Here is a 19,122-nt window from a genome sequence, read left to right as displayed (position 1 = left end):
ATGTCAACGTTTTATTTAATTTAATTTGAAGTTCTTTTCGAAGATTCAAACCTTATCTATAAAACGTTAAGTTAACTACTTTACTCTAAAGTGATGTAGATAACTTATCAAAACAGCTCTTTCGTAGTTCATTTTGACTGAACCCCTTGGAACTGGAGCGCATTCTAGACATTTCTCGCTGGGCGTCAACCCTTTTTTGTAATAACTTTGAAATAAATGCTTATTCGCTCGATTAACGTACAAACTGTATTTTTATTGTGGTTTAATCAAACAACTAATGCCTTTTGCTCACAAAGCTGGTGCTACAGATAGTTAATTACTGCTGTTATTTATCTTTCGAGTTATCAACCGTATTAAAGTCTTCATCTTTGTCATCACCGACGACATCTTCTAATTTTAACTTATTAACAGAGCGGATAGTCGTAAACGGCCCCGAGCAAGCATAGAAGCCAAATACGATAAGTAAAACATTCTCTGGGCTAGAAGCGATAATGACAAAGGCGAGTACAATGAGCAAAACCACAAAAAAATTAACTTTCCCCTTCCAATCGACTTCTTTAAAACTGTTGTAACGAAAGTTACTGACCATCAATAATCCTGCAAGCATAGTAATAATGCCAACAACAATGCCATAGTCTTGGCCATTTATTTGATATTCTGCACCAACCCAGACCAAACTGGCAATAACTGCCGCGGCCGCGGGGCTTGCTAAACCTTGGAAAAAGCGTGCATCAGCAATACCAACCTGCGTATTAAAACGTGCTAAACGAAGTGCTGCACAGGCAACAAAGACAAAAGCGGCTAACCAACCAAATTTTCCGTAACTCGATAACGCCCAATTATAAGCGACAAGTCCGGGGGCTATACCAAAAGAGACCATATCAGCCATACTGTCATATTCGGCACCAAATTCACTTTGTGTATTTGTCATCCGAGCAACGCGCCCATCTAAACCATCAAATATCATGGCAATGAATATTGCTACAGCTGCACTAATAAAATGACCATTCATTGAGGAAACTATGGCAAAAAAACCAGAAAAAAGTCCTGCGGTTGTTAATAGGTTAGGTAATAGGTAAATACCTTTCGAAGGAGTACTGGTATTTGTTTTTTTATCATTCATTATTGTTACAACGCTTGTTTAAAAATATATAGGTATAGTTAATCAAATCTAACATAAAAAACTATCATGGGTATATTAGAGAGTAATAGCATAATAATTCCTCGTTATAATTTGTAAAGTCCCAATTGTATTGTTATATAAAGTATTAGGATTTTTTTTCTATAGTTAATAGGTGACCAATGAGTTTTCGTATTCTGTTATTTGGGCTGATATTTTATTTTGGCTTTTGTTCGGCGAGTGAACTAATGGTCTATCGTTGGGTAGATGAAAACAATGTTGTTCATTTTAGTCAGCATCAACCTGTTGGTGATGAGTACACCCAATTTTTAGTGTCTAATCAGTCAAGTGTAACTAGTCGCGCAGACATTATTACCAACCCGCTAGTTTCTGATGACGATGTGATCTCTCAACAAAATCAAGATAACCTCACGGCGACTATAAACAGACCTGAAAAATGTCTAGAGGCACAAGAAAATATTGCCATGTTAATGGCTTTTGATAAGGTCCAATATACGGATGAAAAAGGTAGTAAACAGATATTAACAAAAACAGAGAAACAACAGCAATTAGCGATAAACCAAAAACGCACAGAAGTTTACTGTGCGTCTTTAAGTGAAATGCCATGATACAAATTAGTTAGTGCGTAAAAACTAATTCACCGTCACTGACTTCAATACTTATCTCTGCCTTGTTTTTAAAGGCTCCTGACAATATTTTTTGAGCTAATGGGTTTTCAATTTTTTGTCTAATTACCCTTTTCAACGGTCTTGCTCCAAATAGGGGATCAAATCCAGCCAAAGAAATCAGCGCAAGTGCTTCTTGGCTAATTGATAGCTTAATATCTTGGTCTGCTAAACGATCTCTTAGACCGTCAATTTGTATTGCTGCTATTTTTTCTATCTGTTGTGATATTAATGGATGAAAAACAACTGTTTCATCAATGCGATTAATAAACTCAGGCTTAAAATGTAAACTCACTTCTGACATTACCTTAGATTTCATTTCTTCATACTGACCGTCATCAGCAAATTTTTGAATGTGATCAGAGCCAATATTAGAAGTCATAATGATAACAGTGTTTTTAAAATCAACAGTTCGCCCTTGACCATCCGTTAAACGTCCATCATCGAGCACTTGTAATAATATATTAAAAACATCACTGTGCGCTTTTTCAATTTCATCAAGAAGAATAACAGAATAAGGTTTGCGTCGAACAGCTTCAGTTAAATAGCCCCCTTCTTCATACCCTACATATCCGGGAGGAGCCCCCACTAACCGAGAAACTGAATGTTTTTCCATAAATTCAGACATATCGACACGAATAAGTGCATCTTCACTGTCAAAAAGATAATGGGCTAATGCTTTCGTAAGTTCGGTTTTACCCACACCAGTAGGACCTAAAAATAAAAACGATCCTATCGGCTGGCTTGGATCGGCAAGCCCAGCTCTTGAACGTCGGATAGCATTCGAAACACTGATAACCGCTTCGTTTTGTCCTATAACTCGCTGATGCAAGTTATCCTCCATTTGCAGTAACTTATCGCATTCTTCTTCAAGCATCTTAGAAACAGGAATACCCGTTGCTCGACTTAATACATCAGCAATTTCAACTTCAGTGACTTTATTTTTTAATAACGTCATTTCTTGCATTTCTGCTTGGCTTGCTAAGTCGAGTTGTTTTTCTAATTCCGGTATTTTGCCATATTGTAATTCTGACATTTGGTTAAGATCGCCCAATCGTCGGGCAGCCTCTAAGTCAAGCCGAGCTTGTTCTAAATCTGTTTTAATAGCCTGTGTACCATGTAAAGCAGCCTTTTCAGTTTTCCAAATCTCGTCTAACTCATCAAAATTAGTCTGACAAACGCTAAGATCCAATGAGATCAGTCCTAAACGTTTTTTAGAAGCCTCATCTGAATCTTTCTCTAATGCCCGTTGTTCTAATTTCAGTTGAATGATACGCCGCTCTAATCGGTCTAAGTCTTCAGGCTTAGAATCTATTTGCATACGAATACTAGAAGCCGCTTCATCTATAAGATCAATCGCTTTATCAGGTAATTGTCTATCACTGATATAACGATGTGACAAAGTAGCAGCGGCGACTATGGCTGGATCGGTAATATCAACACTGTGATGAAGTTCGTAACGCTCTTTTAAACCGCGCAATATGGCAATCGTATCTTCAACACTAGGCTCTTCGATTAATATTTTTTGAAAACGACGCTCTAAGGCTGCATCCTTTTCAATATATTGACGATATTCGTCCAATGTTGTCGCGCCGACACAATGTAAATCACCACGGGCAAGTGCTGGTTTTAACATATTTCCAGCATCCATCGCGCCATCAGATTTACCTGCACCGACCATGGTATGAAGTTCATCAATAAATAAAATGACTTGCCCTTCTTCTTTGGCTAGCTCACTCAATACCGCCTTTAAACGTTCTTCAAATTCACCACGATATTTAGCGCCAGCAACCAAAGCACCCATATCCAATGACAATACCCGCTTACCTTTTAACCCTTCAGGAACTTCATGATTAATGATACGTTGTGCTAACCCTTCGGCGATGGCTGTTTTACCAACACCTGGCTGACCAATTAATACCGGATTATTTTTCGTACGACGTTGTAAAACTTGTATCGTGCGACGTATTTCATCATCTCGGCCAATAACGGGATCTAGTTTGCCCTGCTCGGCAAGCTCTGTTAGGTTCACCGTATATTTATCAAGTGCTTGTCGAACATCTTCAGCATTAGGCTCATCAACTTTTTGACCGCCACGCACATGTAATATTGCATCTTGAACACGTTGTTCACTTGCCCCAAGCGACTTTAATATTTGGCCTAGTTTTCCTTTGTCTTCAATAGCGGCAAGGATAAAAACATCAGAAGATATATACTTATCACCCATTTTTTGTGCGAACTTATCGCAGAGGTTAAGTAAGTTCCCCATAGCAGAAGAAAGTTGTACGTCGCCACCCGATCCAGAAACTTGCGCAAGTTGTTCTATAACCGTCTCGACTTGTGATCGCAGTGAAAGAACATTAATTCCTGCACTTTTCAATAAGGGTATAATGCTACTCGCGTTCTGATTTAATAGCGCTAACATGATATGCACGGGTTCTATAAATTGATGATCCCGACCTAATGCTATTGACTGTGCGTCTGAAATAGCGACTTGAAATGCTTGGGTTAATCTGTCTAAACGCATGAGGCTCTCCTGCCTAACAAAGAAAAATATTCTTTTATACCTTATAGATAAGGATATAATTGAAATTTTTCAAGGAACAAAATGAAAAGCTTTTGATTTGAAATAAGATTTAGTTTGTTTTTTAAACTTATTTTCGACAAATGATGGAAACCATTCGTCCGGTAATGGTATCTCGTCGATAAGAGTAGTACTGCTGTTCATTAGAATAGGTACAATGGTTTAAATGATGAACCTTATTAATACCGAGCGTATTTAGTTGGATTCTTGCTATCATTGCTAAATTGGCTAGGTATTTACCTTTATGTTTTTCCAGCGCTAATGGTTCATTTATAGCAGTGAAAGCCGATACAAATTTTTCTGACTGACTTTCAAAGGCACACTTTACTTCTTGCCCTACTTCAAAAGCATATTCACCAATACAAGGCCCCAACCAAGCAATGATATTTTCATTGTCTGTTTTCATATTATTGACGGTATTGGTAATAATATTTTTAGCTAAGGGTTTCCAACCACCATGGATTGCAGCAATTTCACTGCCGTCTATCGCAGTTAATAATATCGGTAAACAATCAGCAGTCATCACGGCTAAAGCAATATTCTTTTGCCGAGTGATTATCGCATCAGCTACTAAAGGCGTTTTTGAATAAGATTCTATGGTCACAACTTTATTACCATGAACTTGTTCAAGCCATTGAATTTTTGTATTAAGCGGTAAGTATGCGAGTAACGAAGCTCTATTTTTATTGACATTAACCAAGTCATCACCAACATGTTCGCCCAAGTTAAATTGGCCGTATACTGAAGAATAGCTATGATTAGAGGATAACGATTTTTTTTGAGGATGGAGTCTTGTCGTAGTAAAAGCCAGTACATTAAGTACTGGCCATTCTATATTGTAGAGACTGTTATAAATAGTCGTCTGTTGCGTTGATTTTCGAATCTTCACGCAAAACATTTGTTAAATTAACCATATCCTCTGGAATAGGTGCATGCCAAGTCATTTCTTCACCCGTTATAGGGTGAAATAATGACAACATTGCCGCATGTAATGCTTGGCGCTTAAAACTACGCAATAAATCCCGCAAATCTTCTGTCGCATTTTTAGGAGGACGTGGACGACCACCGTAGTTAGGATCTCCAATCAATGGATGGGTTATATGCGCCATATGAACACGAATTTGATGTGTACGACCCGTTTCAAGACGTAATCTTAAACGTGTGTGTAAACGGAATTTTTCCATTACACGATAATGCGTTACCGATGGACGTCCAAAAGGACTAACAGCCATGTGTGTTCTTTTGGTTGAATGACGACCTATAGGTTCATCAACCATACCACCAGCTGTCATTAGACCATTAGCAATCGCTTCATACTCACGCGTTATTTCACGCTCTTGTATAGCATCGACTAAGTTTGTTTGCGCTGCAATTGTTTTAGCAATAACCATCAAACCCGTTGTGTCTTTATCTAGTCTATGGACGATACCGGCACGAGGGACAACATCAAGCTGTGGGCAATGATACAATAAAGCATTAAGTACCGTGCCATCAGGATTACCTGCACCTGGGTGAACTACAAAACCAGCAGGTTTATTAATAACTATAATATCGTCATCTTCATAAACAATATTTAAAGGAATATTTTGTGGTTCAAATCGCACGTCGCCTTCAACTTCAGTTGATATTTTGATCACTTCCCCGCCAAACATTTTCTCGCGTGGTATTATCAAAATAGCGCCGTTTAAAGTAACGTGACCTGCTAAGATCCATTCTTTTATGCGAGAACGAGAATATTCAGGGAACATCTCAGCTAATGTTTGGTCGAATCGTTTACCTAAACAAGTTTCAGGAACCGTATCTGTATGTTGAATTATTTCAGCCATTAAAATTTCTATTTAACTCTCTATAAATTTACTATGAATTAGCGCTGTGCAAGGCAAGTATGCTAGGTTAGAATGCCAGTGTTTATTTTACCTCTTTGCTCTATTAATTACATTAAGTAATTTGCAAAGGGCGTATATTTATTTAACTAATACCTTTAACTAAAACAAAGTAGTGATAACAAAGTCTATGCAAAATTTGACAATAAAAATGATAATACTAGTGCTTTCATTAGGGCTAGCGGCGTGTTCATCATCAAACAAAACCGACATTGAAAAAGTACCAGACAAGTCAGCACAAGCATTGTTCACCGATGCTAGAACTGCGCTTGATAGTGGCTTATATCAACGAGCTATCCAGATTTTATCAGCAATTGACTCACGCTTTCCATTTGGTCCTATCTCTCATCAAGTGCAATTAGACTTAATTTACGCTTATTATAAGAGTGGTAATTCAGCTCAAGGTATTGCTTTGGCGGATCGTTTCCTGCGTTTAAATCCTGATCATGTCAATCTTGATTATGTTTATTACATGCGAGCGTTAATCAATATTTCAACTGAAGAGAACCTTTTTCAAGAATTAGCAGGCATTGATCGTTCAGACAGAGATCCAACAGCTGCTCGCGAAGCATTCAAAGACTTTAAAACGATTTTGACTGAGCTACCGCAAAGCAAATATGCCGCTGATGCACGCAAACGTATGATTGGTATAAAATCACGTTTAGCTAAGTATGAATTAACAGTAGCTCGTTTTTATATGAAACGTGATGCTTGGGCCTCAGCAGCAAATCGTGGTAAGTACATTGTTGAATACTTCTCGCCTAGCCAGGAAGTGGAACAAGCCTTAGAGATTATGATTGAGTGTTACGACAAGTTAGATTTAATGGATTTAAAAATTAATGCGAAGCAAGTCTTAGCAGCAAATTATCCAAATAATAAGTTTTTAACTCGTTAAGTTTTAACTGTTTATTAGCATTGAAATAAAAGCTATAAAATTTGCCTTATCAATAATAAGGTTTAAATTAATAAAAAGCCCATTGAGATATAATACTCAATGGGCTTTTTTTATGATGGGATTAACTGATAAAATTAAATAGCGGCTTCATCTTCTTCACCCGTACGGATTCTGATCACCCGCTCAACATCAGTGATAAATATTTTTCCATCACCAATTTTACCGGTTTGCGCTGTTTCTATAATAGCATTAACACAACGCTCAACTTGTTCTGTGGTGACAACAATTTCTAATTTTACTTTCGGTAAGAAATCAACCATATATTCTGCACCACGATAGAGCTCAGTGTGCCCTTTTTGTCGGCCAAAACCTTTTACTTCTGAAACAGTCATACCTGTGATGCCAATTTCACTTAATGCTTCACGCACATCATCCATTTTAAATGGTTTGATAATTGCTTCTATTTTTTTCATTGTTGTTATCCATTAACCGCGAAATATACTTTGAATTGTACACAATTATATCAAATAAACCCAAGCGCTATATTTGTTGTAAGTCATTTAAATTTCAGATACGGATTAAACTAGCCAATACCGGTTACCTATATATTGAAGTATCACAGGTATACGTTACACTAGGATAATTTAACTTATCAAATAACTATCAAAGGAAGTTGAATGGATCCGCAATTGATCATAAATGAAATGAGAGTTTTACCTCAAATAGATGCTGTGTTTGAGATAAAACGCCGTATTGAATTTATCAAAAAAACACTTAAGGCTGCCGGACTCAAAAATTTAGTGCTAGGCATCAGTGGCGGTGTCGACTCTTCTACCTGTGGACGTCTTGCACAACTTGCTATTGATGAGCTCAATGCTGAAGAAAGAATCGCTAATAATAATTCGACATCATCCTATCAATTTATTGCGGTTCGTTTACCTTATGGCGTGCAAGCAGATGAAGACGATGCCCAGCTCGCTTTGGACTTTATTCAACCGACACATAGTTTAGTAACCAATATATTGAATGCCGTTAATGGCATTCACATTGAAACGCTTAACGCGCTTAACCAAGCAAATATCTTATCGGCAGACGATGAAAAAATCGATTTTTCAAAAGGTAATGCCAAAGCTAGAAGCCGAATGGTAACGCAATATCATATTGCCGGTATTGTTGGCGCACTGGTTTTAGGGACAGATCATTCAGCAGAAAACATTACTGGATTTTTCACTAAATGGGGCGATGGTGCCTGTGATTTAGCGCCTTTATTTGGTTTATCTAAACGCCAAGTACGGTTATTAGCAGAAAATTTAGGTGCGCCAGACTTATTAATTAATAAAGCTCCAACCGCGGATCTTGAAGAATTGGATCCAGGAAAAACTGACGAAGATGCATTAGGTATCAGTTATGAGCAGTTAGATGATTTCTTGGAAGGCAAACCAGTAGCAGCAGAGGTGCAAGCACTTATCATTAATATTTATCAAAAAACCCAACATAAGCGATTACCTATTCCAACAATTTACGATTAAATTTAACTTGTAAGCGCTAAACTTGTAAATTTAACGTTAACAGCTATACCTAGTAATACATCTACTCTAGCCAACGGACGGCTTAATGTTATGTCATACTTATCGTTTAAAATAATGGGTTTCACTCTCATTGAAACCTTAATCACGCTAGCTATATTAATTTTCCTTACCGCTATAGCTGTTCCTACGTTTGCAGATTTAAGGATAAGAATACGTGTTGATAAAGAGATCACAGCCTTACATCGCCTATTATTATTAACAAGAAATCATGCGGTTAATCAGGAACGTTTTGTTACTGTTTGTCCACTTACCCCTTCTGGTCAGTGCTCAAACGAATGGCATAAAACGCTGACTGTATTCTATGATGATAATAAGAACAAAGCGCTTGATGCCTCAAGTGCTGAAGTGATTATAAAAATAAAATCAGCCATAAAGTCAGGCGATAAATTACAGTATGCTCAAGGCAGAACAGCATTAATTTACGCACCCAGTGGACGGCTCGCAGTGTGGGGAGGTAATGGTACTTTCCGCTATTGTCCAAAATCACACAGTAATAAATCAAGAGGAATTATCATTTCAGGCGCTGGGCGGTTTTATTTATCGAGCGACCAAAATATGGATGGAGCCGATGAAAATCGTAGCGGTCGAATCATTCGCTGTCACTAATCTATGACAACAAGCGCTTTTAAAAAGCATAGAGCTTGTTATCATTTTAATAATAACAAGCTCTGATATCGATAACAGCAACCTAGCGAAAGAGTGACTTAAGTGATATAACTTAATTATCTTGAAATATTCTCACACAGTTTTGAATATGATGTAATCCCCATAAGACTAACTAGGTGCTCTCATGGGTATAACAAGAAATTAAGGCTTATATTATGAAGTATGATTATTTGCAATCAAACAACAAGCGACAGGGCTTTACACTCGTTGAATTGATGATAACTATCGCTATTGGGGCAACGTTAATGGCGATAGCGCTACCAAACTTCAATAGTTTTTTAGTTGAAACACGCGTCGACAATGAAATTTCTCATTTACAAAGACTACTATTAACAGCAAGAAATACCGCCATAAATGCAGAACAATCGGTTACCTTGTGCCCACTTAATGCAAGTAATAGTTGTGATACTAATTGGCAAAACGAAGTCAGTGTTTTTATTGATATAGATGGCGATAAAACTTATGAACCCGCCTCTGACGAAAGAATAGTTGCAGTAAAGGCTAAAATAAAAACTAATGACAAACTTCAGTACGGCCAAGATAGCATTATATACAGACCTACAGGCAACATCACAGGTGGCGTTAGTGCTAGCCCATTTAAATATTGTCCAAAAGACTACCCGGCCAAGTCAAGAGGTATTACAGTAACTACCTCTGGACGTTCATACGTTACCTCAGACACAGATAGCGACGGCATTGATGAAGACCGCTCAGGCAATGAAATTACTTGCAGTTAAGTCTCCTCTTTAACGAGCAGTGTTTTCATCTAATTTTTTTGAAAGATCATTGGAAAAATCATCATTTGATTTAACACACTCTTTTACTTGATGAACTTGCTGCTTTTGCTTTGAAAAGCCAGTCGCTATTTTTTTACCGACTAACCAATCAGGATATTTTGCCAGTTTATTAGAACCAATAATGCCAAAATGAATAATGTCGTTACCGCCCATTAGTTCAACATGACATTTAATCTTAATTTTTGTCGATTTGTCTGTCGTCTTTGCCACGCTATCAATACTTATAACAAGTAGGCTTACAAAAAGTAAGTTGAGCGCTAAGCAATGCTTAAATAACAATTTCATCATATTACTCCCAGCAATTGGTTGATGTTGCTGTTTTCTGACCACTATCGGTTACCGATAAGGTTAAACAAGAAGAATCATTAGTCGCTTGCGTACCTCTCGCCGTAGCTTTAAGGGTATATGTTACCCCAACTACCACAGCATCAATGCTATAAAAGCCCGAGTCTGTAATATAAGGGTCTGCAGACGCACCTAATTTTTTCATATCTGTGGTGTATGCTCGATGATCAATAAAATACTGCTCTTGCAAACTTGCTAAGCGCAACAATTCACGTTGGCCCTCGCTACGATTTGCCCTTGAAATATTATCAATATATGACGGATAAGCAATCGAAGCTAGAATGCCCACTACAGCAACCGATATCATTAGCTCAAGCAAAGTAAAACCTTTAACTCGCCCTTTATTTTTACTCACTATCATTAATTTGACTCCGTTACATAAAGGTAAATTCTTGACGTTTCTAGGCTAACGCCTAACGGAATAATTTTCCCTGCTAATAGTTTTATCGTGGCAATCACTTCTGCTTCCTCTTCAACAGGCGGACAATCGCCTTCGCAAGGTTCTTGAGGCGCTTTTGGGTCTTTAGTAATAATAATTGAAGGAGTATCAGGAATACCGGCCGCTATTTCCCATGTTCTCCAGTCATAGACAGTCGTGCCAAGCGCTAAGTCCACCGCATATAAAATACCCGAACCATCACTTAATTCACAACTGTCAGGATCTGCAGAGACCGCGGCAGGGGTAAATGAAGTGAAGTAAGCAACGCCATTAATAACGATGGCTGAGGCCGTATTTTTCTCACCATCGCCAACGAAATCCATAAACCAACCTTTTTTATTGCCAACGTTTATTTCGAGTGTCTGCAAATTTTCGGCAGTCAATGCCTGGCCAAACGGGTTGTTAGTGTAGTCGTAAAGATCTGTTGCTAAGATAACAGCGGGTATTGCCAATTGTGGGTGCGTAGGTGAAGCAACAAATGATGTGGTTACAATATTGGCATCTTTAATCATGAAAAATTTATCGTCAGTATCATTGGCCGCAGGTGTTGATCGGTCGCCACTCCCAATAAGTATCGCTTCATAGGGTCTTTCCTGTTTTGTTACCACGGTTGAACTAGTACCATTAGCATCAACTGATGTAGTTTCTATCGTGTCTGAAATATACGTTCTAGCAATTGAAGGTTCGCTAAAAAAACGGCGATCTGTCGCATGAGTTGTTCCACCCAACTCAGCTAATTTAAAAGCAGTCCACGGCGATGTTCCACTAAAGGGAGCATTGCCTGGCATATCAACACGCCAAAAATTTCCACCGGTATCGCCAAAATAAAGACGATCGGTTAAACCATCAGAATCACTGTCTAAGATAGCGAGGCTAGAAGGCACGCTATCAGTTATCTCAGTAAATTGAGTATTAGTTGCACTCGTTGCATCAGGGCTTAAACTCCATTTTAGTACACCTGTTTCTGCATCGACCATATAAACAGCTCGGCCTAAGGTATCATCTGCACCAACGGTTAAGTTATCTTTAGTTGTGTCATATCCGCCAGCGAAAAAGAGTACAGGTTTTGGTGTACCATTTTCTATATTAAGCGCTGAAAATCCTATTTTAGGTTGCGACCATGATTGTCCTAAATGGCTAAATCCTGGTGAGCTTGCATCTAGGTGCCACAATAACTTAGGAGTATCGGGGTCACTAACATCCATAGCATAATATGAAGAACCGCCACGACGTAAACCAAAAAATATCCATGCCTTATCACCACTTGTACTATCAATAGACCCATCACCATTGACATCCAGCAAGTATGAAACGGCAGGGCTGTCTATGCCGTATGATTTACCTGATGAAGTAAAGTTTTCACGTAAAGCTTTTATTTTTGAGAAAAATTCTTTAGGCATAAAAGCCCAGTTTTCATCAACCGTCTCACCGTTATCGTCAAACATATGTAAAACACCCGCATTGGTGCCAACGATTATGCGAATATCTTGATCATTACTTGCACCACCATAATTAATAACTAGTGGTTTAGAGTGCAGTGGATCACCAAAAACATCACTACGGATATCTGTGATTGAACTATCGTTGTCTTCATCATCAACGTCAATTCCCTTGGCCCAATTGAGCATGCCATCAATGTCATCAATTTCAGTATCCAATTCACTTGCTAGCGTCGCTTCGTCACCGTAGGATGTTTCGGCATTCGTTCGTGTTAGTAGCATTAAGGCACCATTAACCCCAATATCACTGACAATAACGCGTGTAGATTTAGTACGTAACATTTCAGCTACGCCACCTTTTTTAACATCGTTACCATCTGGATTGGTATCTGTGCTCCAAAAGGTTTTGGCATTTTTTGAAATATTGCCATTATCATCAATAGCACCAGCACCCGTTCTATCGACTTGCTGGCCATCGGTCACTTTAAGTTTTTTTAAATTTCCTTGCCACCTTGCACCATGATCAGGAACGAACATCGCATAATAAACTGAATCTAAAGTTTCGGTTCTATCAAAATTATTTGAGGCAACCGAAGGAGCTGTAAAGCTGGTATTCACTTCCAAAATATTGGTTAATGCCGATTGAAGTGAAGCCAGTAAGGCACTGGGATCTTTAGCCGGGTAATATTGACCACCCCCCAATTTTGCAGCTTCACGTAATAACGCTCCCGCATCATCAATAGCATCTTGGCCAAACCCTATCGTAAAGAGTGTTGATGATTGCACATCAGGTAAGGTGCTATGTAAATCATGGGTGTGCATCCAACCCGCAAGTGCCGCTAAATAGTTATTAGTACCGTTAACGTCAAACGGTAGGCCGATATCAGGTAAGCTTTGAATATAAGTGTCAGCGGCAAGATCCCTAGTCGGTTCACCATCTGTAATCATAATCACATAAACTTCATTAGTACATGAATTAAAGGGTGATTGATAAACACCCTCATCATCTTCAATTGAGTCATCTCTTGGCGGTGTATTACCTTTGTAGCTACTGCCAGAATTAGAGTCGTTATTGCCAAAATCCACCGACTGGCCACTAAAATAACGTGACGCTTCATAAAGAGATTCACAAAGCGGGGTATTCGTTTCACCATCAATCTCTAAATCAATAATATTTACTAATTCAGCGCGAGCTGCTGCGGTCATTTCTTGAATACCAAAAACGACTCTGCCACCATCGCGAACAAATTCGCCAGAATGATTATAATTAAAAACTTGTAAACCAAAATCAACAGAAGGTGCCGATTCAATTAAATCAGTAACGGTATCTTGTGCTATTTCTAAACGGGTGCGATTAACCTGCTCAAGCGTTTCACTGTTTGCCCAACGCAAATAGTTGTCGGTATAAAGTGTAACAACCTCACCCGACCAAATAACATTTGAGTTACTCGCATTTTCCGTGTAATAGACCGGGCTTTGCTTAGAGCCACCACCATCGAGGGGAAAACCATCGGGTAAATCAACGACACTACCGTTATTTTTTTTTATACCTGCATTATCTTCAGGATTTGCAGGCACTAAATTAACATCATCTTCACAGTCAATGACATCAATATTAGCGCCATTGTTATCAGGAATTTCTTGCCAGCTACCTGAGTTTCCTTGAAAGGCATATTCACGAATGTGTCCGGTATAAAAGCCAACAGATGCTAAACGTTCACGGGCAGTTGCACAGCTATTAATAGCATCAAGAAAACGACGGCTTTCACCAGGACTATCGGGAACAAGGGAAGAAGAGCCATCAATGCCACCTCGAGTAAAATAAATAAATTTATCTGATAAGGAGTTATCGCTTCCAACCGCGGGGTAAACTGTATTAGGATCATAAGGTTCATCGACTGACTCTAAACTATTCATGCTGCCAGAATTATCAAAAATAATCAGTACTTGTGGTTTATTACCGGTACGCTGTGCTGCATCACCAATATACAGTTCAATATCTTCACTATAAGCAGCAAGAGATGTAAATATCAATGCGCTACATAATAATAATTTTTTCATGATCAGTTCCCCACATTAAGTAGTTGTTGCGATACACCAGAATTAACTTCTATGGTGCTTTTGTTGGTGCGACCATACAGTCGAGTGACCTGCACCTTAAGTACATTACACTTAAATACCTGTACGGAAGAAGCTGCTCGAGAGTGGGGGCAATCGGCTGCAATCTTATACGGATTAGCCAGTGTAATTTCTGCACTGGTATTACTTGCACTACTCACTACGGGTGAGAGTGGAAATTTGGCGATTTCAGAAGCAAAAGCATTGGTTCCACTTATCTGCGTGACTTCTTTATAAATAACTTCATCAATAGTACTAACCGCTTCTTGGGTAGCAACCACTTTTTCTTCACTTGCTCCAGACATTTTCATATCAATGGTGGTATTTTGCATCAATGCAGCAGCAACAGCGGTTAAAGCAATCAAAAAAACTAGTGAAACGATTAGTACAACACCGCTTTGTTTGTGACCTAGTTTTAAATTACCAGAACAAATTAAATAACGGTTTCTTATAACTTTTATGGCCATGAGTCGACCCTCGCATTGTAAAGTGTGATGGTAGAGCTAAATAATAAACGTCGATAATTATCCCCTTTACCTTCACCATCGATAAAGTTGATAGGAAGATCACCAAGCTGATAAGTGTTAAGATTTTCATAATCTCTGTCAGGCAATATATTTCGCGCTAAGACAAAAATCTTAACGGCAAGTATCCGTACATTACTTTCATTATCCCAGTAAGCTGTTGTCATGTTATCTGCAGAAATAAAAGCATTGACGATACCGTTGTTGGTCGTATCAACGCCATACATAAAGCGGATGTATTCAATGCCTTCAACGACCATATCAAGATTCATCACCGAAGCTTTATTTTGTAATCGACCTTGCACTAGAACCGGCACTTTATTGGTGCCTTGATTGTCTTCACGCACATAGTAAATGTGCTGCTGATATTCCCAGATCTGGCCCAAATTTAGTGTTGGTATGGCAGCGCCACCCGCAAATATCGCAGCCGTATTAGGGTTTGAAATGATATAGTAATTATCACTAGAAATATCGGCTAGCGCTGTCGTTGATGAAACAGCCCTTTTTAATTGCAATACATCGGAATCAATTTTAGCATTGGTAATACAGCCCATTAAGTTGACATTGTTGACTGTTTTCCCCCACAAGGTTCTAAAATGGCCAATAGCTGCAGGGAAACTGGCATTATTAACGCCTTCACCAATACAATCACCAGAAACTGTTGATGGTAAAGGTGAACTTACCAAGCCACTTACATCGAGGTTTCCTGATAAGTCGCCCCAAAAGCTTTGTCGTAATAAGTCATCACTGAGTAAGCTAATCGCATACCTGCCATTTTCTTGTAACTCTCCATAACTGGTGGTCTCAACAGTGGTCGTTTTCATACCAACAAAAACACTTAATATGCCTAGCAGCAACATTAAACCTACCGCAAGCGATATAAATATTTCGATTAAACTAAAACCTCGTTGAGCATTAACCATTATCATCTCTTACTAAACAAAATCAATATTATCTATAATTCGAAGCATTAACATCACGATGAACGTTAACAGTGATTGCTTTGCTTGCCTTAATATATAAAAGCTTCAACCGTAACTTGTCGACGTTTACTGGTACTTGTACCACAGGCGTTGGCCAATGTTGCAGCTGCAGAACTATTGTTATCGGCATCATAACCATCAGCCGTTGCGACTCTGCCCTGCCAACTGATCACAACAGTAACTGCATTTTTATTATGATCAATACAACCGACAGCACCAACTAAGCCACCAGTATTTTTACCACCAGCAGTAACATCAGCGCCCATAAGTTTGACTTCCCATTCATACAAATCATTGGTGGTCATTTGTGCACTTGTACACAAAGAAGCAACTGAATTACACCTAACGTCAGCGTCAGGCGGAGTATTCAATGCTGCGCCATAAACACCTTGATAACTCTCTAAAGTAAGAATATCAGAATCATTACTGCGCATTCGTTCGATAATATCTTGAGCTAACGCTGAGGCTACTGAGCGTTGCATCGCATCAAAACTGCCTTTCTTAGCTGACGCCTGCATGGCAACCGCACCAAAAATACCCGTCACTAAAATAACTAAAGCGACTAAAACCTCTATTAGTGTCATGCCCTTTTGTACTTGGGCTGGTTTTCTTTTAGGATAACTCGTCCTAAGTGTGCTGTTACCCATGAGACTCCTTAATACACTGACAAAAATTGCTGACTACCCAGAAAAATAATGCTTTAAAATATAGAGTGAATGGGAGATAAATAAAAGAAACAGCATTGATGAGTATACTTTTAAGTGACAAACACAAAACAGACCCAAATAGAATTTTAAAGGCGAGGAGAAGCGAAACTAAGCGTAGCGCTAAGAATTCGATTGAGAACTTATATGTGTTAAAAATCACTAACGTGAACCGCATTAACTCATACCTTAAAAATCTATTATTGAATAGCCTATGTACATAGTTACTATTCAGAATAATAAGGTTAAGTCATGAATATTGTTATTAAAATGCTTTAAATTTAAGCACTCATATAACGGATAAAATTACATTCAACCACTTAACCTGATATTTTAAGATTAGCGCAATTCTATAGGTACCGCAAATACTGTGTTCTCTTCACGACCAGGATATTCGATAACCTCTTGACCACCAAAGTCTTTTAGTGCGTCAATAACTTGCTGGATAAGTATTGCGGGTGCAGAAGCTCCGGCAGTAACACCAATTTTATTAACATTTTCAAGCCATTGTGGTTGAATATCGGCAAAAGTATCAATCAGGTAGGAAGGTGTGCCCAACTTCTCAGAGAGTTCACGTAAGCGATTAGAGTTAGAGCTATTTTTGGCGCCAACAACTAACAGTAAATCAACTTGTGCAGAAATAGTGCGTACCGCGTCTTGACGATTTTGTGTTGCATAACAAATATCGTCCTTGCGGGGGCCTTTAATTAAAGCGAACTTATTTCTCAACGCGTCAATAACTTCTGACGTATCGTCAATGGATAAGGTCGTTTGGCTACAATAATACAATTGAGTAGGGTCTTTTACTTCAAGTGTTGCTACATCAGCAACAGACTCAACTAAATAAATCCCGCCATGCTCACTCTCATATTGTCCCATCGTACCCTCAACTTCAGGGTGTCCAGCGTGACCAATAAGAATGCACTCAATATTTTTACGACTGGTACGTGACACTTCCATATGTACTTTAGTCACTAATGGACAAGTAGCGTCAAATACTTTTAGACCACGGTCTTTAGCTTGTTGACGTACCGCTTTAGAGACGCCATGAGCACTAAAAATAACGGTATTATCGTCAGGAACTTCAAAAAGTTCATCAACAAATATCGCGCCGCGGTCTTTTAAGCCATCAACAACAAACTTGTTATGTACTACTTCGTGGCGTACATAAATGGGCGCACCAAATAAGTCTAACGCGCGGTCTACGATACTAATCGCTCGGTCTACGCCAGCACAAAAACCACGAGGGTTAGCTAAAATAATTTCCATAATTTGTTCCTGAGAGACTCAAAAGTCCTAAGAGTTAACGATTATAAAACTTCAACAACGTCAATAACAAATGTTACTGCTTGTCCCGCTAGCGGATGATTAAAGTCAATAGTGACCGATGTACCGATCACTTCTTTGACCATACCAGGTAACTCTATATTGCCAGGTTGTGTGAAAGTAATGATACTGCCCACTTCTGCTGGTACGTCACTACCAAATTTATCTGCATCAACGTAATGGAAATTATCTGGATTAGGTTCGCCAAAGGCATCTTTTGCTTCGAGGGTAAATTCTTTAGAATCTCCAGCGGCAAGGCCTAACAATTGCGCTTCAAAGGCAGGAGAAATACTGGCATCACCCATAATAATTTTAGCAGGCTTTTTGTTTACTTTGGTACTGTCTGCCGCTGAGCCATCAGATAATTTCATGGTAATATGAGCGATAACTTCAGATTTATCAGTAATTAACATTGTCATTTTATTTCTCGTCTACTTTTGTCTTAGTAATTTCAGTTTTCTTGGCTGAATCACCATTTTTAAAGGAATCAAAAATCATCAATGCCGCGCCAATAAAAATAGCAGAGTCTGCGACATTAAAGGCTGGCCAATGATTATCGGCAATATAAAAGTCTAAAAAGTCGATAACATAGCCAAATAATGCCCGGTCAATTAAGTTGCCCACTGCGCCACTGAGCATAAACGCTAAAGCGATACTTAATAGTGCATTATTCTTTGGCGTTTTAGCCAACCACACTAAAAAAACCACACTGGCAATAGCAGCAATAATGGTAAAGAACCAACGTTGCCAACCGTCTTGGTCGGCAAGAAAGCTAAAGGCTGCACCTGGGTTTTGTACATATCTCAAATCAAAGAAAGGTAAAATGTTCATCGACTCATATAAATCAAATGAGTTAACAACCAGTTGCTTGGTTACTTGATCAATAATCAAAAATAAAACGGTTAACCATAACCATTTAAAACCCGTTTCTGTAAAAAGTTTATTAATTTTCATATTTCTACTGTGCTAATAGTTGTTGTTATATAACTAATGAGATAGTTAGCATGTTTTGTGAATGTCTGAC

At 38.6% G+C, this 19,122-nt stretch carries 19 protein-coding genes; 5 read left to right on the top strand and 14 right to left on the bottom strand.

Going from position 1 to position 19,122, the window contains the following annotated elements; genetic code table 11:
- Positions 1 to 325: 325 nt before the first annotated feature.
- Positions 326 to 1,123, bottom strand: a complete 798-nt coding sequence (gene pssA / locus H4J75_RS16630; protein ID WP_182216982.1) for a CDP-diacylglycerol--serine O-phosphatidyltransferase — start codon at positions 1,121 to 1,123, stop codon at positions 326 to 328.
- 179 nt (positions 1,124 to 1,302) lie between these two features.
- Here pssA and H4J75_RS16625 point away from each other — a divergent pair, with 179 nt between their 5' ends.
- A complete protein-coding gene (locus H4J75_RS16625; RefSeq protein WP_182216980.1) occupies positions 1,303 to 1,749 on the top strand; it encodes a DUF4124 domain-containing protein in 447 nt (148 codons plus the stop codon).
- A 10-nt stretch (positions 1,750 to 1,759) separates the two neighbouring features.
- On the opposite strand, the gene clpB is transcribed toward H4J75_RS16625, so the two are convergent.
- The 3 genes from clpB to rluD form a co-directional block, all read right to left on the bottom strand.
- A complete protein-coding gene (clpB, locus tag H4J75_RS16620; protein WP_182216978.1) occupies positions 1,760 to 4,333 on the bottom strand; it encodes an ATP-dependent chaperone ClpB in 2,574 nt (857 codons plus the stop codon).
- 127 nt (positions 4,334 to 4,460) lie between these two features.
- Positions 4,461 to 5,279, bottom strand: coding sequence for a peptidoglycan editing factor PgeF (gene pgeF, locus H4J75_RS16615; RefSeq protein WP_182222741.1), 819 nt, complete (start codon positions 5,277 to 5,279; stop codon positions 4,461 to 4,463).
- Positions 5,239 to 6,216, bottom strand: a complete 978-nt coding sequence (rluD, locus tag H4J75_RS16610; protein WP_182216975.1) for a 23S rRNA pseudouridine(1911/1915/1917) synthase RluD — start codon at positions 6,214 to 6,216, stop codon at positions 5,239 to 5,241. Before rluD ends, pgeF begins: the two co-directional genes overlap by 41 nt.
- Positions 6,217 to 6,403: 187 nt before the next feature.
- On the opposite strand from rluD, the gene H4J75_RS16605 reads away from it, so the two are divergent.
- Positions 6,404 to 7,168, top strand: coding sequence for an outer membrane protein assembly factor BamD (locus H4J75_RS16605; RefSeq protein WP_070374470.1), 765 nt, complete (start codon positions 6,404 to 6,406; stop codon positions 7,166 to 7,168).
- 134 nt (positions 7,169 to 7,302) lie between these two features.
- On the opposite strand, the gene glnB is transcribed toward H4J75_RS16605, so the two are convergent.
- The gene (gene glnB, locus H4J75_RS16600) at positions 7,303 to 7,641 is read right to left on the bottom strand and encodes a nitrogen regulatory protein P-II (protein ID WP_070374471.1); all 339 of its coding nucleotides are present in this window, start codon (positions 7,639 to 7,641) and stop codon (positions 7,303 to 7,305) included.
- 204 nt (positions 7,642 to 7,845) lie between these two features.
- On the opposite strand from glnB, the gene nadE reads away from it, so the two are divergent.
- The 3 genes from nadE to H4J75_RS16585 all read left to right on the top strand — a co-directional run bounded on the left by nadE (position 7,846) and on the right by H4J75_RS16585 (position 10,160).
- Positions 7,846 to 8,697, top strand: a complete 852-nt coding sequence (gene nadE, locus H4J75_RS16595) for an ammonia-dependent NAD(+) synthetase (RefSeq protein WP_182222740.1) — start codon at positions 7,846 to 7,848, stop codon at positions 8,695 to 8,697.
- Positions 8,698 to 8,787: 90 nt separating this feature from the next.
- The gene (locus H4J75_RS16590) at positions 8,788 to 9,363 is read left to right on the top strand and encodes a GspH/FimT family pseudopilin (RefSeq protein WP_182222739.1); all 576 of its coding nucleotides are present in this window, start codon (positions 8,788 to 8,790) and stop codon (positions 9,361 to 9,363) included.
- Positions 9,364 to 9,578: 215 nt separating this feature from the next.
- The gene (locus H4J75_RS16585; protein WP_182216990.1) at positions 9,579 to 10,160 is read left to right on the top strand and encodes a GspH/FimT family pseudopilin; all 582 of its coding nucleotides are present in this window, start codon (positions 9,579 to 9,581) and stop codon (positions 10,158 to 10,160) included.
- A gap of 9 nt (positions 10,161 to 10,169) precedes the next feature.
- On the opposite strand, the gene H4J75_RS16580 is transcribed toward H4J75_RS16585, so the two are convergent.
- The 9 genes from H4J75_RS16580 to lspA form a co-directional block, all read right to left on the bottom strand.
- Complete coding sequence (locus H4J75_RS16580; protein WP_182222738.1) at positions 10,170 to 10,508, bottom strand: TapY2 family type IVa secretion system protein; 339 nt, start codon at positions 10,506 to 10,508, stop codon at positions 10,170 to 10,172.
- A 1-nt stretch (position 10,509) separates the two neighbouring features.
- The gene (locus H4J75_RS16575; protein ID WP_182222737.1) at positions 10,510 to 10,926 is read right to left on the bottom strand and encodes a type IV pilin protein; all 417 of its coding nucleotides are present in this window, start codon (positions 10,924 to 10,926) and stop codon (positions 10,510 to 10,512) included.
- Entirely contained in the window at positions 10,926 to 14,504 is a 3,579-nt protein-coding gene (locus H4J75_RS16570; RefSeq protein ID WP_182222736.1) for a pilus assembly protein, read from the bottom strand. The genes H4J75_RS16575 and H4J75_RS16570 overlap by 1 nt, the downstream gene beginning before the upstream one ends.
- A 2-nt stretch (positions 14,505 to 14,506) precedes the next feature.
- Positions 14,507 to 15,028: a PilX N-terminal domain-containing pilus assembly protein gene (locus H4J75_RS16565; protein WP_182222735.1), complete on the bottom strand. Its 522-nt coding sequence runs from the start codon at positions 15,026 to 15,028 to the stop codon at positions 14,507 to 14,509.
- Positions 15,019 to 16,008: a PilW family protein gene (locus tag H4J75_RS16560; protein ID WP_182216968.1), complete on the bottom strand. Its 990-nt coding sequence runs from the start codon at positions 16,006 to 16,008 to the stop codon at positions 15,019 to 15,021. Before H4J75_RS16560 ends, H4J75_RS16565 begins: the two co-directional genes overlap by 10 nt.
- An 89-nt stretch (positions 16,009 to 16,097) precedes the next feature.
- Complete coding sequence (gene pilV, locus H4J75_RS16555; protein WP_182216967.1) at positions 16,098 to 16,715, bottom strand: type IV pilus modification protein PilV; 618 nt, start codon at positions 16,713 to 16,715, stop codon at positions 16,098 to 16,100.
- 396 nt (positions 16,716 to 17,111) lie between these two features.
- Positions 17,112 to 18,041, bottom strand: a complete 930-nt coding sequence (gene ispH / locus H4J75_RS16550) for a 4-hydroxy-3-methylbut-2-enyl diphosphate reductase (RefSeq protein ID WP_182216966.1) — start codon at positions 18,039 to 18,041, stop codon at positions 17,112 to 17,114.
- A 41-nt stretch (positions 18,042 to 18,082) separates the two neighbouring features.
- Positions 18,083 to 18,517, bottom strand: a complete 435-nt coding sequence (gene fkpB, locus H4J75_RS16545) for an FKBP-type peptidyl-prolyl cis-trans isomerase (RefSeq protein ID WP_070374483.1) — start codon at positions 18,515 to 18,517, stop codon at positions 18,083 to 18,085.
- A gap of 1 nt (position 18,518) precedes the next feature.
- The gene (gene lspA / locus H4J75_RS16540) at positions 18,519 to 19,052 is read right to left on the bottom strand and encodes a signal peptidase II (protein WP_182216965.1); all 534 of its coding nucleotides are present in this window, start codon (positions 19,050 to 19,052) and stop codon (positions 18,519 to 18,521) included.
- Between the last annotated feature and the right edge of the window lie 70 nt (positions 19,053 to 19,122).

The organism is Colwellia sp. BRX10-1 (assembly GCF_014077545.1).
Taxonomy (GTDB): Bacteria; Pseudomonadota; Gammaproteobacteria; order Enterobacterales; family Alteromonadaceae; genus Colwellia_A.
This window is presented reverse-complemented; position numbering and strand designations above follow the sequence as displayed.